10 protein-coding genes are annotated in these 15,828 nt (G+C 34.4%); 6 read left to right on the top strand and 4 right to left on the bottom strand.

The annotated features are described in order from the left end of the window. Nucleotides 1-116: 116 nt before the first annotated feature. Both AC1DMU_RS10830 and AC1DMU_RS10825 read left to right on the top strand, forming a co-directional pair. Nucleotides 117-863 (top strand): DnaD domain-containing protein, encoded by a 747-nt coding sequence (locus AC1DMU_RS10830; RefSeq protein WP_476941499.1) that lies wholly within the window; start codon nt 117-119, stop codon nt 861-863. A 79-nt stretch (nt 864-942) separates the two neighbouring features. Continuing rightward, the gene (locus tag AC1DMU_RS10825) at nt 943-3,333 is read left to right on the top strand and encodes a penicillin acylase family protein (RefSeq protein ID WP_476941498.1); all 2,391 of its coding nucleotides are present in this window, start codon (nt 943-945) and stop codon (nt 3,331-3,333) included. A 223-nt stretch (nt 3,334-3,556) separates the two neighbouring features. Here the strand turns inward: AC1DMU_RS10825 and AC1DMU_RS10820 are convergent, their stop codons facing one another. The 3 genes from AC1DMU_RS10820 to AC1DMU_RS10810 form a co-directional block, all read right to left on the bottom strand. Beyond that, the gene (locus tag AC1DMU_RS10820; protein WP_088064002.1) at nt 3,557-5,344 is read right to left on the bottom strand and encodes a helix-turn-helix transcriptional regulator; all 1,788 of its coding nucleotides are present in this window, start codon (nt 5,342-5,344) and stop codon (nt 3,557-3,559) included. Nucleotides 5,345-5,458: 114 nt separating this feature from the next. Beyond that, nucleotides 5,459-6,037 (bottom strand): sensor domain-containing protein, encoded by a 579-nt coding sequence (locus AC1DMU_RS10815; protein ID WP_088064001.1) that lies wholly within the window; start codon nt 6,035-6,037, stop codon nt 5,459-5,461. Between the two features lie 354 nt (nt 6,038-6,391). Beyond that, nucleotides 6,392-7,717 (bottom strand): erythromycin esterase family protein, encoded by a 1,326-nt coding sequence (locus AC1DMU_RS10810; protein WP_088064000.1) that lies wholly within the window; start codon nt 7,715-7,717, stop codon nt 6,392-6,394. A gap of 360 nt (nt 7,718-8,077) precedes the next feature. On the opposite strand from AC1DMU_RS10810, the gene AC1DMU_RS10805 reads away from it, so the two are divergent. Continuing rightward, the gene (locus AC1DMU_RS10805) at nt 8,078-8,959 is read left to right on the top strand and encodes a CPBP family intramembrane glutamic endopeptidase (RefSeq protein ID WP_088063999.1); all 882 of its coding nucleotides are present in this window, start codon (nt 8,078-8,080) and stop codon (nt 8,957-8,959) included. Between the two features lie 743 nt (nt 8,960-9,702). Here AC1DMU_RS10805 and AC1DMU_RS10800 read toward each other — a convergent pair. Then, entirely contained in the window at nt 9,703-9,879 is a 177-nt protein-coding gene (locus tag AC1DMU_RS10800; protein WP_157835323.1) for a SpaA isopeptide-forming pilin-related protein, read from the bottom strand. A 752-nt stretch (nt 9,880-10,631) separates the two neighbouring features. Between AC1DMU_RS10800 and AC1DMU_RS10795 the strand changes: the two genes are divergently transcribed. The 3 genes from AC1DMU_RS10795 to hblD all read left to right on the top strand — a co-directional run bounded on the left by AC1DMU_RS10795 (nt 10,632) and on the right by hblD (nt 15,819). After that, a complete protein-coding gene (locus tag AC1DMU_RS10795) occupies nt 10,632-11,861 on the top strand; it encodes a helix-turn-helix domain-containing protein (RefSeq protein WP_088063998.1) in 1,230 nt (409 codons plus the stop codon). Nucleotides 11,862-13,216: 1,355 nt separating this feature from the next. After that, nucleotides 13,217-14,536, top strand: a complete 1,320-nt coding sequence (gene hblC, locus AC1DMU_RS10790; RefSeq protein WP_088064481.1) for a hemolytic enterotoxin HBL lytic component L2 — start codon at nt 13,217-13,219, stop codon at nt 14,534-14,536. A gap of 62 nt (nt 14,537-14,598) precedes the next feature. Beyond that, on the top strand, nt 14,599-15,819 hold the full coding sequence (gene hblD, locus AC1DMU_RS10785; protein ID WP_002128070.1) for a hemolytic enterotoxin HBL lytic component L1: 1,221 nt from the start codon (nt 14,599-14,601) through the stop codon (nt 15,817-15,819). Nucleotides 15,820-15,828: the final 9 nt, after the last annotated feature.

The following is a 15,828-nucleotide window of genomic DNA, read 5'->3' as shown; positions in this document are numbered from 1 at the left end:
CGTTGTAGTAGTTAAAAAAATTTGGAATTCAAATGCAAAAACAAAGCCCTCATTCCTATATGTATATTGAAGGGGTGAATTCTGCCTTTTTATGAATAAAAGGAGGAGGGAAATATATGGCGGTGTACCGTAATGTGCAGGTGAACTTTTGGCAAAATGAATTCATATTAGATTTAACGCCAGAGGAGCGTTATTTTTATATATATTTGTTAACTGGTACGAAAACAAAGCAATGTGGAATTTACGTATTACCGAAGCGTGTGGCAGAACTGGAAACAGGCTACAGTATGGAAACTGTTGAGAAGCTGTTAAATAGATTTGTTGAATACGGAAAGATTTTATACGATGCGGAAACGAAAGAGTTATACATACTAAATTGGCTACACTATAACCCTATTTTAAATACAAATGTAGAGAAGTGTGTGTTACGTGAGTTAAAGACTGTAAAAAATAAAGAGTTCATACATATGTTTTTACGTAAATGTCTTGAAGAAGAATGGAAGATTCCATYGTTATTGCAGCATTTTGGTATGCTGAAAGAAGAGGATAATAGTAGTTTACAAGAAGTTGTTGAGGAGAAGGAAGAAGAGATAGAAGAGACAGAAGAGGATACGTCGCATAGTGAAGTTTATAAGTTTTACAAACAAAATATAAGTAGTCTATCTCCATATATCGTGAAGGAATTAAAAGAGTGGATACAAAAAGCTTCAGGAGAGACAGTACTAAAGGCACTTAAAGTTGCGTTTGAACATAATAAGCGAACGTTTGCTTATGTGAAGGGGATTTTGAGGAATTGGTGTAAGAAAGGGCGGGGAGATTTCAGTGGAAGAAAGGAAGGAGAAGTCTGTTTACATGATCCATAGCATAAGAAAAGATGGATTTTTCCTATTCAAAAAGGTTCTTTCAAAATAGAAGCGAATAGTTTGAGAAAGGAGGGGTTATATGGAAGTCGTCATAAAGAAGAAACGAACTAGAGGGAAGAAAATTTTTATTTGGTCTAGTAGTATCGTTCTTTTGGTAGTTATTTGTACAGTGATTTTTTTGAACATATATACGCTTAGTTCTGTGCCAAAGATAGATGGGACGATAAAGCTAGAGGATTTACAACATGCTGTTCAAGTAAAGCGAGATAGTAAAGGGGTACCTCATATTAAAGCGGAAAATGTACATGATTTATATTTTTCGCAAGGGTATGTACAAGCGCAAGATCGTTTGTTTCAAATGGATTTAAGTAGAAGGCAAGCTTCTGGGATGTTGAGTGAAGTTGTAGGGGAAGCAGCTGTTGATCGAGATAAGTTGTTTCGAACGCTCGGTTTACGGCGAGCAGCCGAAGCGTCTGTTAGTCAATATGACGGGGAAGCGAAATATGCCTTGCAGTCATTTGCTGATGGAGTGAACGTTTTTATACGTGAGGCAAAAGAAGAAAAGAAATCGCCAGTTGAGTTTACTATATTAGGCTATGAGCCTGCTGAATGGTCTATTGTTGATACGTTAACGATTGGAAAGTATATGGCGTTTGATTTAGGTGGACATTGGCACGGACAGGCGTTTCGATATTGGGCGCTGAAAAATTTGCCGAAAGAGCAAGCAAATGAGCTATTTCCTACATATCCGAAAGATGCGCCTAGATTGTTAGCTGAACTGAAAAATACAAATGTGGACGTAGCACAAAGTTTTGCAAAAACGATTATTCCGCCAGAGTTTAATGGTAGTAATAATTGGGTCATAAGCGGTGAGAAAAGTGCGTCTGGTAAGCCAATCTTAGCGGATGATCCTCATTTATCTCTTGCGACGCCTTCAATTTGGTATCAATCGCAACTCGAAATGAAAGATTTACATGTGAGTGGTGTTATTTTCGCTGGAGTACCGGGTGTTATATTAGGTCACAATGACAAAATAGCATGGGGCGTTACGAATACAGGTCCTGATGTGCAAGATTTATATATTGAGAAGCGAAATCCTAATAATGAAAATGAATTTTTGTATAACGATAAGTGGGAAAAAGCTACAGTTGTTGATGAATCTATTAAAGTAAAAGGCGGGAAAACAATTCCGTATAATGTGACGGTTACGAGGCATGGTCCAGTTATTTCAGAGTTTGCGGATAAAGTAAAAGAGAAAACAAGAACAGTATTCGCTTTGAAATGGACTGCTTTGGAGCCTTCTGCTGAATTAAAGGCTGTATTAAATATGAATAAAGCGAAAGATTGGAATGAGTTTGAAACGGCACTTCAAGATTTTCATACACCAACTCAAAACTTTGTATTTGCATCAAATGACGGCACAATTGCGTATAAAGCGAATGGAAATATACCAGTGCGTAAAAAAGGTGATGGAAGTTTGCCAGTGCCAGGGTGGACAGATGAATATGAATGGGAAGGGTATATCCCATATGATCAACTTCCAAAAGTAATAAATCCAAAACAAGGGTTTATTTCAACTGCGAATAATAAAATTGTGGATGATAATTATCCGTACCATATTAGTAATACGTGGGCACAGCCATATAGGCAAATGCGTATTCAAGAATTTTTACAAGAGAAAGAAAAGTATACGGTGAAAGATTTAGAAGAGTTACAGATGGATCAAAAAAATTTATACGGGAAAGAATTTGCCCTTATATTTTTAAAAGAGTTAAATAAAGCATCTTTAAATGAAGTAGAGAAAGAAGGCGTAAAACAATTAACAAAGTGGAATTTTTACGATAGTAAAGATGAAGCGGCACCATTAATATTCCATTTGTTAATGAAAGAGATTTCGAATACGTTATTTTCAAAAGAAATACCGAAAGATGTGATGGAGTTATTTGAAGGGAAGTCACAAGTTGTTGATGAATTGATTCGAAAAGAAGTAGCGGGAGAAAACGGCGCTTGGTTTACGAAGTACGAAGGCTTCACAAAAGTTGTGCATACATCGTACGAAAATGTAATGAAGAAACTGCAGAAGGAATATGGCCCTGATGTTGCGGAGTGGAAGTGGGGCGATTACCATCAACTGGCGTTCACACATCCAATTTCAAAATCATCTAGTATGCTAGCACTACTTGCATTTAATCGTGAAAAACCAATTCCAATCGGCGGAAGCCAAGTTACCGTTCAAGCAGCGAGTTACGGAGAAAATGGTATTGTAAATCACGGAGCTTCTTGGAGATTTGTTATTGATACAAAAGATATGTCAAACGGTTATCATATTGTAGGACCGGGACAATCGGGACATTTTAGAAGCGATTGGTACCATGATCAAATAGATGATTGGGTAAATGGAACGTATCATACGACTACATTGAATACGGAGGGGATAGAGGGGAAAGTGTTAACTTTAGAGCCGAAGTGATAATATTTCCACTGATTAAAAATTATAAATTAGAATATAACCCAGTTCTTAAATGATTTTAAAAGCCTACTATCAGTTAAGTGGATAGTAGGCTATTTTATAGGATAAGATTCAATAATTTTATTATGACAAAACAGTAAGTGTTTTAACATTTACTTATACGATAACGGGCCTTATTTACTCTGTTACAGTTGCTCATTTTTATACACCGCGAAACATTTTGTTATTCAATAATTCCAATTTCTAGAGCCTTTTGAACAGCTTCTTCTTTGTTACGGACTCCTAGCTTTGTATAAGCTGTGGAAGCATAATTTCTGACCGTACCACTCGATAAATATAACCTTGATGCTATGGTAGTGTATCGAAGGCCTTTTGCTACTAGCTGCAATATTTCTATCTCCCTAGCTGTTAGCTCATAAGCGGTTGCTTTTGATTGTGGTGTCTCTTTTTGCACATCAAACTTCTCAAATATTTTGTGAGACATTCCCTGATCAATTAGTGTCCCACCTTTGTGAATAAGACGTATCGTATTAGCTAGCTCCAACGTTTCAATAGATTTAAGTAAGAAACCATCCGCACCGTTGCGAAGCGATTCTAACGCCTGTTCGGTATCCTGAAACGTTGTAAAGATCAATACGCGGATATGTGGCCATTGTTGCTTAATCTTTTTGGTTGCTTCGACTCCATCCATGTGCTGCATATCTAAATCCATAAGTATAACATGGGGTTGAAGGCGCCCACACAAATCGATGGCTTGATTGCCATCCTCAGCCAAACCGACTACATTTAAATCTTCATATCTATCGAGTAGTGTCCTCAAACTTTCTCGAACAAATGGCTGATCGTCTACAATTAATAAACGAATAAGTCCATCTTTTATTTCAGTTTGTCGTGGTATGGTACATGTAACAAGCATTCCTTCCTCTGGCTTTGTATATACAGACAATTGACCTTGCAAGTTCATTGCCCGTTCTTTCATCGCATTCATACCGAAGCCTTCCTGCCATTCTACATTTCCTTTTCCATTATCTTGAACTTCTAATCTCGTATATTGTTGTTCAAACTGCAATGAAACTATAATTTCAGTTCCCTGTCCATGACGTACTGCATTCGTAAGGGACTCTTGTAAGCAACGAATGAAGGCTATCTTCGCTTGCCGAGACAATTCATATTCCTCTCCGAATATCCTAAAACTTACATTTACTTGAGCGTGCTCCTGAAATTCGGCTCCAAGATTTTGTAGAGATTGAATTAAGGAAGGCGATTGACACGGAGAATCCATTTGATGTAGGTAACCTCTCACGTCCTCGATGCTTTTCCGTCCCATTTCAAGCAGAGAATCTAGCCTCTGTATACCCATTTCAGTAGCAAGTTCGGTACGCAATGTTTCCATCCCCATAATAATAGAAGTATAAGCGTGACCAACTGTATCATGAAGCTCACTCGACAGTCTGTTCCGTTCTTCTGCCAGTGTAATGCGTTCAATCTGAGACATATATTGCTCAAGTACCGCGTTTTGTTTACGAATCGCTTCATTTTGCTTATGATTGACGATTAATAAATGGAAAGCGAAGCCCATTACATAAGCAAGTCCATAGTTGGTAACCATAATCCAATAGCTATTACTTGGCGCAACCGCATAGAAAATTCCAGTTGTTATAAAAACTGTTGTTGGAGCTGTCCAATAATAGGACAAATGCTGACTATTCGCAGCAATCAGAAAAACCGATATAAGAAATGTAACGTTAGCTCCCGGAAATAAAGAAGTTAAATATATACACAGTCCACCATATAGCAGTATTTCTGTGAACAAATAATATTTATAATTGAATAGTAAGGCTACCCATGGAACAGAGAAGGCAATAATTTCCCAAAGAATAATAATCCAAATTGGCAATGTTAAACTATCCTGAAAATCTAATGTGGTTATGGCGATAGAGACACTAACAAGTATACGGACTCCTAACATAATCCAATCGTACCAAAACCAATACTTAACCATATCTAACAAGTCATTTACCCCCTAAGTAGCCTACCTTTTTACTTCCTATATTATAAATTAATCCTTCATACATTGTTATACTTTTTAATTTTACACTGCAATTCTCTTACAGAAGGCAAACTTCTATTGATTTAGTTGCCGGATCATGCTACGTGTATAGCCCCCAATTTTCTTTGTTAAACCATCTACTATTTTAATACTTATGGCGGTAAATACTATACCCATAAACATTACAAAGAGTGACTTGGCAAACGTATCTATCTGTATGAATATGATATTCATTTCAATGTAGCGATACAGTAGTGGTGCTAACAGGAACATGAGTGGCATTACATAAAAAATGGTTGCACTAATGAGACTAAAAATGCCAATCGCAAATTTCTGCATTAACCAATAGACAGCAGACCAAGTGCGACGATCAGTAAGCACTAATTTCACCTGAGTCCAGTTCGATGTATCTATTGTTATACTTTTATCATAAGAGTCTGTTGAAATATCTGTATAAATTTTCGTCTGTATGCGCTCGAATTGGATAAAAGGTGTAGTAGTCTGTAGTACACGTATAACTAGTGGAATCCCAATTACCGTAAATGAAAGGGTGAAACTGAATAGCAGTGCTATTAGATAAAAACAAAAATAAAACAATCCTGTAACGAAAGTTAGCAATAAAAAATAACCATTCTGGATGAATCTTGATTTCATAAAGTTCATCGCTCCTATCTATGTAATAACCGAATTGTACTGCTTTTTTTTTCATTCTCACTAGTGTAAAAGTGTCATATGACATTTCTAAATGATGCTAAAAAGGGGAGAGTAACCTACTTCTGGTTAAAAAAGATGCTTATATTAATCTCCATAAAACAATCCCGTTCTTGCAGATGCAAGAAGGGATTGTTTTGTACTTTTATCCCGCTTTAATGGGCAGTAAGACCCCCACCTGAAAATGCAGCAAAAGCAAAGAATTTAGGTGGGGGATCAACTGCCCATAAAAGTCTGATTGGTTCAACTAATAATCAGTGGGGGATGAAGAAAATCCCCACTGATTAAAGTTTCACTTTATTTAATATGAGATGGACTTGTTTTTCGAATGTGAAAAATAATATCAAATTGCTCAAGCAATGACTTATCAAAGTATGCCAATTGGTTCGGTAAGAGTCGTGCCCCTATACTTAGTAATGGTCTTTTTGCTTTAACCCATTTCTCTGCCGGTCCTTTAAGGTGACGGTTATCCAATAAAAACATTTTATATGGTACTTTTCCGAGGGTATAATTGAAACTATTTACATCTTGTGGAATCGGATCTGTTATAATCTTATCTCCGGTGTCGTTGTATAAGGTGAAATTCCCCTCCGTAGTTGTACTGCCAATTGTGACATAATTATTGTCTAAACGTTCCTTCAAATTCTGCCCTGCAGCATAAGGGTATAATTCCTCATCGATAATTCCTTTAGCTATATGAATATTGTGTCCCCATACTATCGTTTTACCACCCAATGTCTCTTGTGCCCACATTGCATGATCGGCCAAGTATTGCTCATGTAGCTTTAACATACTTGGATAGTCGTTAGGAATTAGCATTGTTGTATATTTCTCTATTGCACTTGCCGTTGCTTTCGCCCAGATGTACTCGGGTGAAGCCATTTCTGTGTTGGCTTGCCCATTCTCATCTTTTAGTAATTGGGCTACTCTCTCAGCGTTTGCTTTGAACTTTTCTTTTATTTCAGGAGCGAGGTCCATATATTCCTTTGTACTTCCATTAAAAGCCGACAATTCTTTATAATTTTCTTCTACTTCTGCCAGCAAATCTGGTCGATGCAGCCTTACATAATCAATTACTTTATTAAAGCAACCTTGGTCCATCTCCTTTAAGTCAAGCCCAATAAATTGTATCTTTTTTTTATTGGATGGATTAGCATTATAATCTTTCATCCACTCAATCATGGCTATAATTTCATCAGTAGGATATAAATAATTTAAAAATTCCCTAGGGTTTCCTTTTCCTGTTTGGATATATTCATTTAGTTTTAAGCCGTTTCCCCAATCTTCTTCCATTGTGAAATTTGTAAAACCCATCTCAGTAACCAAATATTTCACAAGGCGAAACTTCATAGTGAAAATTTCAGAGCTTCCATGAGTAGTCTCTCCTAATCCTACATATTGTGCGCTCCCAATCATTTTCTTAAGTGGTTTTAAATCCTCAAATTTTTTTGACGGCTCTATCGTTTTTAATGGGTAAGCCTGTGATTGTATGGATTTAACTATATTTTTTTGGATTGATTGATCTGAATTTTCGACTGCTACTGTTTGAGCCTTTCCTACTTCTACACATCCTGTGACTAATAAAGCTGTACTAACCATTGCAATTATTCTTTTCTTATTCATTTTTTTCCACCTCAATTGAATTATTTGTAAAAGCAAGATTGATTCATGTACTTGCACGAATCAATTGCCTTAATTCAATTGTTATCTATCCCATATCATATTTTCTAGTTACATATTGTCATAAGGTTAATTGACACAGGTCATAGACTAATCATTACACTTTTGTACTATCGGCTATGACAACTTATAAATAATAATTACATTGATGAGTCGTAAGTAAGACTAGATTATAAATTGGGGAGGGATTTTAAAGATGAATGAATTTGTATACAAAAATATTTTTATTCTAAGTTGTGTCTGTGGAAATGACAAGAAGTATATTCGATAAACAAGTGAATTATAGGGGAAGGGCGGATTACAATGATATTACACGCAAAATCGTTCCACAATAAAGATAAAATCCAACGTGCTAAAGTAGGACTTCAACTTTTTCTGAGTATCTTAATCATTACTTCAATTATCCTAAATGTAGTAGTAATAATTACGAAAAGTATGCCGCTTATTGTGGTATATATGTTTACCCCAGCATTATCTTCTATTTTGACTCGCATAATACTGAAAGAAGGGTTTAAAGATGTATCTTTTAGTCTCGGTAACTTAAAGATATGGAAGGGGATTGGTTTTGCTCTGCTAATCCCTATGATTATTTGTGGAATTACTTATTCTATCGCCTGGTTGAGCGGAATTGCGGGGTTTCAGCATCCCGAAGGTGGTATGTTAGAACCGATCTACAATTTACTTGGGCTTCAGTATGTAACGGCACCATTCAGTTTCATTTATCTAGTAGTATTGAGCGGCATTTTCGGAAGTTTGCTTAACTTAATCCCAGTTTTGGGAGAAGAAATGGGTTGGCGAGGTTATATGCTCACAAGGCTAGTCGATGCAGAGTTTTCACGGCCTATCCTTATTAGTGGATTGATTTGGGCAACGTGGCATGTTCCAATAGTTATTGCTGGTCTATATGTAGAGGGACCATCTGTCGTTCTTTCAGTACTGGGCATCTATCTTTGTATTGTACCATTCGGTTATATTACAGCTTATTTACGACTTATCACAGGTAGCGTTTGGCCTTCGGTTATCATCCATACTACTTGGAATGCCATTATTCAAGGACCTTTCGCACGTGCAAGTACAGGGTATCAAACTGAGATTTGGATTGGAGAATCTGGCTTGATAACCGCTATTATTATCTTGATTACGGCAATAATTGTGTCTCGGATAATAAGATTTACTAAATATTGATTTTTCACATAAATTTTTAAAAAATGATTGTTAATCAGAAAAAACGGACTCTCAGATTGCTTTTTAAGGGTTTTTAGCGGTCGTGTGAATGTCATATGTATCGATAAGGATTAAATTTCACACGATTGAAAACAGGGTGTTTAAACGTTATTTTGTTTTTATTCGTAATTTTAAATCTGAAATACTGAAGCCAATGTAATACAATTTCATTGGCTTCAGTATTTTGATTCTTAACTAAAAATAGAGTGGAAAATTAAGGGTGTCATATATATTAATTAAAAGTAGCATACAAAGAATGCTTAAGTGACATTTCTTTTGTTATAGAATAAACAAATCCTGATATTGCAGTAACTATTATTTTGAGGTCAATTTACTGTGAAATAAGTGTCTAATGTCTACTATTAATTTGGATCTATGTGACTGCATCTCTTAATTAGGGGTGTTGTTTTTGTTAAGTAATAGCCATTGTACTTAGAAAATAAATAATATGTTTATGTGATGGAGTAATAAAGCTAGGTAGCATAAAGATTGATACTACAAAGATTAACAACATATAAAAAAATATTTATATGTTGTGTCACCGCTGCTATCCCTAATAATTTTTGAATCTATTTATTTCTTCCGCTTTTGCGGAAACTAAAACTAATGTTGCGACCAGTAATATAGTGCCAATTAGATAAAAATAGTTGGCACTATATCGTCAGTATTTTTAATATTCCATTCGCTTTTTGTGTTTTCTATTTTTATTTTTGTACTGATGATAAGACCTTTCCCTCAATTAGATCTTTAAATAACGTAGACCTATTTGGTGCTTGAATTTCTTCCAACGTGAATTTTCCGAAGCACAGTGGTTCAGAAATAGCTTTATCATTTTCATCTGCTGTTAAATTTTCGACTTCTTTATTATCTTTGTCAAAAATTTGGAATACAGCAGTTTATCAGTTTTATATTCGAATTTGCAGCATCCACTTTTTTAATCTCAGTTTGTCCAAGTGATTGAATTTTTGGCTGTTAGTTCTTACGGTGATACAGTATCTCCTTGGACTTTCACTGTATTTTTAATCTTTTTTCCAGCTTGTCCCTCGCATGGAGTACCATTGTATGCCACTCTGTATGTGTCACATCCCAAAATTCTTCGTTTTCTTTTCCTACATTAAATTTACTTTTGTCTGTATCGAATTGTATCTGTCACTGTTTAGCCTACTATTTGTAATGTACCTGGGGCATATTCTAGTTCGTCTGGCAATGTATCCGCAAAGGCTAGATTTTTCGCAGGATTAGCAAGAAGCTATTACTTACTAGAGTTGTATACTCCAATCATCCCTTGTTTCTGTATTTTGTAGGTTCTTCACTGTTTTCCCAAGTTCTATGATTAGATCTTGGAGAATTAAGAAACGACCTCAGCTCATTTCATTGTCGTTTAGAAAATTATAAGAAAAGAATCTATTTCTTTCACACTTTTCCTAACTACTCTGATATTTAGATGCTACTTACAAATAAATAATATATGATTTTCATAAAAAAAATATAGTAATATTTTGTCGTGAATTGTACTAATTTGATATTTTATAGTAATATTTTGTCTTGAGTTATACCTGACGGAAAATAATTTATGAATTTATACAGGAACGATGTAAAAATTTATCAGTAATCTAATTAAGAGGAGAAGGTAATGAATAATTCAATCGATATACAACACTTGTGTGATCTCGCACATAAAGCCTTTAATGTACCTGTTCACATTTTATCCACAGACAAAAAAATCTTATATCATTCTAATTCTGAGGATATTTGTAGTCCTTTTTATTCTTCTAAAGAAGAATATCTTAGTGACATTTATCAAGAAAATGATCCCTATAATTTGCCCCTTTTCAGATGTAACAGTTATCTTGAAAATTTCATCCTAATTCATATAGAAAATCATGATTATATAAAAGGGACTATAATAATTGGCCCCACTATACATCCAAAGGGATCGGATGATGTAACCTTTAAACTTCGAAAAGAATTTAACTCAAATGATAATATTCAAGAAAGACTAACCTATTTTCAATCCCTACCTGAGGTTAAAAAAACTTCTTTAATTGATATGGGAATTTTATTGCATTACATGATTTTCAATGAAAAGTTAGATGTTGATATTGTGGTAGAAAAAAATAAAGTGTTAGAGGAAGTTCCCTATAAAATTGTGAAACCTGATCTATATATTTTAAAACGTCAACAAAATAAACCAAAAACTCACAACATGGCATTAGTACATAATTATTTTTCAGCAATCAAAGAGGGAAATAAAAAGAAGTTGTTGCAATATATGTATGCAGTTTCGCAGGAAGATACGGAATTAATTTTAACAGCGGATCCACTCAGAAACCAAAAAAACCATGGGATTATTGCGATTACTTTAGCAACTCGATATGCGATAGAAGGTAATCTCCCACCAGACATTGCTTTTGCTCTTAGTATTTTGTATATCCAAACCATGGAACAACTAGAGAACGTGGACTCTGTAAGGCGATTGTCAGGAGATGCCTTACGTACTTTTGCAGATCGAGTGAAAGAATTCAATGCGCAAAAATTTTCAAATGCGGTTACTACATGTATGAACCATATTAGTAAAAATGTTTACGATGGAATATCTCTCAATGAACTCGCTAATCATTTGGATATTACCCCTACTTATTTATCTAAATTATTTAAAAAAGAAGTGGGAATTCCTTTAAGTGAATTTATTCAAAGGGAACGAGTGGAAGAAGCAAAAAAATTATTAACACTCACTACATATCCACTATCAGATATTTGTGCTTGGCTTAATTTTAACGACCAAAGTTATTTTACAAGGGTTTTTAAAAAATCAACTAACATGACACCTAGACAGTATCGTGAAAAATATACCGTAATATAAGCTTAGTATCAGTTTCTTGTGAAAAAACTTTAATATACGCGCAAGTAACTCTAAAACTTGAGCATACTGTTTCTTTTACTCTAGAAAGGGTATGTGATTGATCTAGAAAAGGAATATGTATTCAAATAGATCTTGAAGAGTCCATGAAACATTTAGTGAAGCCAAAGGACAAGGGTAAGATTTATAACATGTTGTTAATTTTAAAGAGTACACTATCCGTTATTTTTCTAAGGAGATAAAAAAACAGAAGGCTGCAAAGGTTCTTCTCGAGAAAGCTTTGCGGCTTTTTTTATATTTTAAAACCCATAGTTATAACGAGGAATAAGTTTATAGATTAATATCTTCATGTTAAGTATTTAATAATAGTGATATTAGGGACTATTACATAAAGTTTAATAATATAACATATATCACTTGATATATCTATATTATATGCAATTATACATAACCAAATAAAAGGAAAAAAGTATAAAAAAACCTATTAAATTATTCTATAAGTATTTTTTTAAAAATAAAATTGCTTGGTTGAGCTAAAATGGTTATTTACTAACCGTATACACTTTAATTTGTAATCATTACAATTACAGAGCTGTAATTCCTAATTAATTATATTGGTATAATTAATTAGACTCGTATTTTTACTTAATAGTTAAATTATCGAGCTCAATCGACAAAATTTTGCTATTTACGCATTGGAGATTTAATGTTTTAATGAACAACATAACTGGTATGACCACACAGAAGGGAGAAGAGCAAGCTAATAGAGATAGAGGTTATTAAATTTGCAAGTAACATTATGTTGTGGATAATTTTCTTAATAATCAGTTTATTTTTAAGGTATTTAGAATCTCAAAAGTAGTATTTTTGTAAAAATGGGTTTTAAGTTTCTACATAGCAAAAGTGAATTTATTCCGCAATAAAAGTATAAGCAATGTACAGTATAATTTCATCTTTTGTAGTCTTGTAAGGCTATTGCTGACAAAACTAAAAACCATATTATGAAATTGATATTAAAAAAAGGTCATGACAGGATTAACTCTAGAAGCAATGGTTATCTATCTTCACGGATCTGTAAGTTAAACAGCAGCTCTAAGGGGGAAATAATATTTTACTACTTATTGGGCAGCTAATTCAAATATAGCTGATGAATTTTTATCGTTTACTATTTGAAAAATAGAGTATCTAAATGAGAGGGAAGTAAAATCCTTAGATCCTCTTAGAAGTAAATAATAACGATAACACCCTATCCGAAAGACTTCCCATTCCCCATGCGTGTGCAAGGAGAGAGCCTAGCGCTAGGGCGTACAAGTTATATGAATCAAGTTATAAAAAACAATGGTAAAGGAGTGTACGGAATGAAAAATAAAATAATGACAGGATTTTTAATAACATCCATTGTAACTGGAGCAACTATTCCTATCAATACTCTCGCAGCACCAATCGTTCAAGCAGAAACTCAACAGGAAAGCATGGATATTTCTTCATCATTACGAAAATTAGGTGCGCAATCTAAATTAATCCAAACGTATATTGATCAATCTTTAATGAGTCCTAATGTACAGCTAGAGGAAGTCCCAGCTTTAAATACCAATCAATTCCTAATTAAACAAGATATGAAGGAATGGTCATCGGAACTCTATCCACAGTTAATTCTATTAAATTCAAAAAGTAAAGGATTTGTAACGAAATTTAATAGCTATTACCCGACATTAAAATCGTATGTAGACAATAAAGAAGATAGAGAAGGGTTTTCGGATAGACTTGAAGTTCTTCAAGAAATGGCTATGACGAATCAAGAAAATGCGCAACGACAAATTAATGAATTAACAGATCTTAAATTACAGCTTGATAAAAAATTAAAAGATTTCGATACTAATGTGGCAACTGCGCAAGGCATATTAGGTACAGATGGAACAGGAAAAATAGATCAGTTAAAAAATGAAATATTAAATACCAAAAAAGCAATTCAAAATGATTTACAACAAATTGCATTAATACCAGGAGCTTTAAATGAGCAGGGATTTGCTATATTCAAAGAAGTTTATAGTCTTTCAAAAGAAATTATTGAACCGGCTGCTCAAGCAGGGATGGCAGCGTATAACAAAGGAAAAGAAATTAACAACTCTATTCTAGAAGCGGAGAAAAAAGCGGCGCAAGAAGCGACAGAACAAGGTAAAACTGCTCTAGAGATTGAATCGGCCAAAAAAGCAGCTCGTGAAGCAATTGAGAAAAGCAAACAAGGTGAAATAGCTGCAGCTGCAGCCGCAAAAACGCAAGAATATGACCTGATGAAAGCCATTGATACTGAAAAGATTAAGAAAACATTTGGTGTCTTCGCAGAAGTAAATAAACTAACAGCAGAGCAGCGAGCATATTTAGATGACTTAGAGAAACAAAACCAAAAAATATATGATTTAACAACGAAACTATCAATAGCAGATTTACAAAAATCAATGCTTCTTCTTTCACAAAATGATTTGCATACGTTTGCAAACCAAGTAGATGTAGAACTTGACCTACTAAAGCGCTATAAAGAAGATTTGGATCTAATAAAAAATAACATTACAAAATTATCTACTAATGTTGATGCAACTAACGAGCAGTCTCAAAAAGATACATTAAGACAATTAAAAAATGTAATAAGTTACCTTGAAGAACAGGTATATAAATTTTGATATTACGTTTTTCAAAAAAACTATAAAGATTATAAGAATCTAGCGAAAGAAGGAGAATAGTTATGAAAAAATTCCCATTCAAAGTGCTAACTTTAGCCACTCTGGCAACGGTTATAACTGCTACTACTGGTAACACTATTCATGCATTTGCACAAGAAACGACCGCTCAAGAACAAAAAGTAGGCAATTATGCTTTAGGTCCCGAGGGACTGAAGAAAGCATTGGCTGAAACAGGGTCTCATATTCTTGTAATGGATTTGTACGCAAAAACAATGATTAAGCAACCGAATGTAAATTTATCTAATATCGATTTAGGATCAGAAGGAGGGGAGTTGCTCAAAAATATTCACCTTAATCAAGAACTGTCACGAATCAATGCGAATTATTGGTTAGATAAAGCGAAGCCACAGATTCAAAAAACAGCTCGTAATATTGTAAATTACGATGAACAATTTCAAAATTATTACGACACTTTAGTAGATACTGTACAAAAGAAAGATAAGGCAGGTCTAAAAGAGGGCATAAGTGATTTAATTACTACAATTAATACAAATTCAAAAGAGGTTACAGATGTAATTAAGATGCTACAAGACTTCAAAGGGAAACTATATCAAAATTCTACAGATTTTAAAAATAATGTTGGTGGTCCAGATGGCAAAGGTGGATTAACTGCAATATTAGCAGGTCAACAGGCAACGATTCCGCAACTTCAAGCTGAAATTGAGCAACTTCGTTCTACTCAGAAAAAACATTTTGATGATGTATTAGCATGGTCAATTGGTGGTGGATTGGGAGCAGCTATTTTAGTTATTGCAGCTATTGGAGGAGCAGTTGTAATTGTTGTAACTGGTGGTACAGCAACACCAGCTGTTGTTGGTGGACTTTCAGCTCTTGGAGCAGCTGGTATCGGTCTAGGAACTGCGGCGGGTGTCACGGCATCTAAGCATATGGACTCCTATAACGAAATTTCTAACAAAATCGGAGAATTAAGTATGAAAGCAGATCGTGCTAATCAAGCAGTTCTTTCGCTTACTAACGCGAAAGAAACATTGGCATATCTATATCAGACTGTAGATCAAGCGATCTTGTCTCTAACAAATATTCAAAAGCAATGGAATACAATGGGCGCAAATTATACAGATTTACTGGATAATATCGATTCTATGCAAGACCACAAATTCTCTTTAATACCGGATGATTTAAAAGCTGCTAAAGAAAGTTGGAATGATATTCATAAAGATGCAGAATTCATTTCAAAAGATATTGCTTTTAAACAGGAATAGAACTGAAAA

The sequence above is a fragment of the Bacillus sp. 01N45 genome, assembly GCF_056399205.1.
The sequence above is the reverse complement of the archived record's forward strand: the minus strand, read 5'-3'. Positions and strand labels throughout refer to the sequence as shown.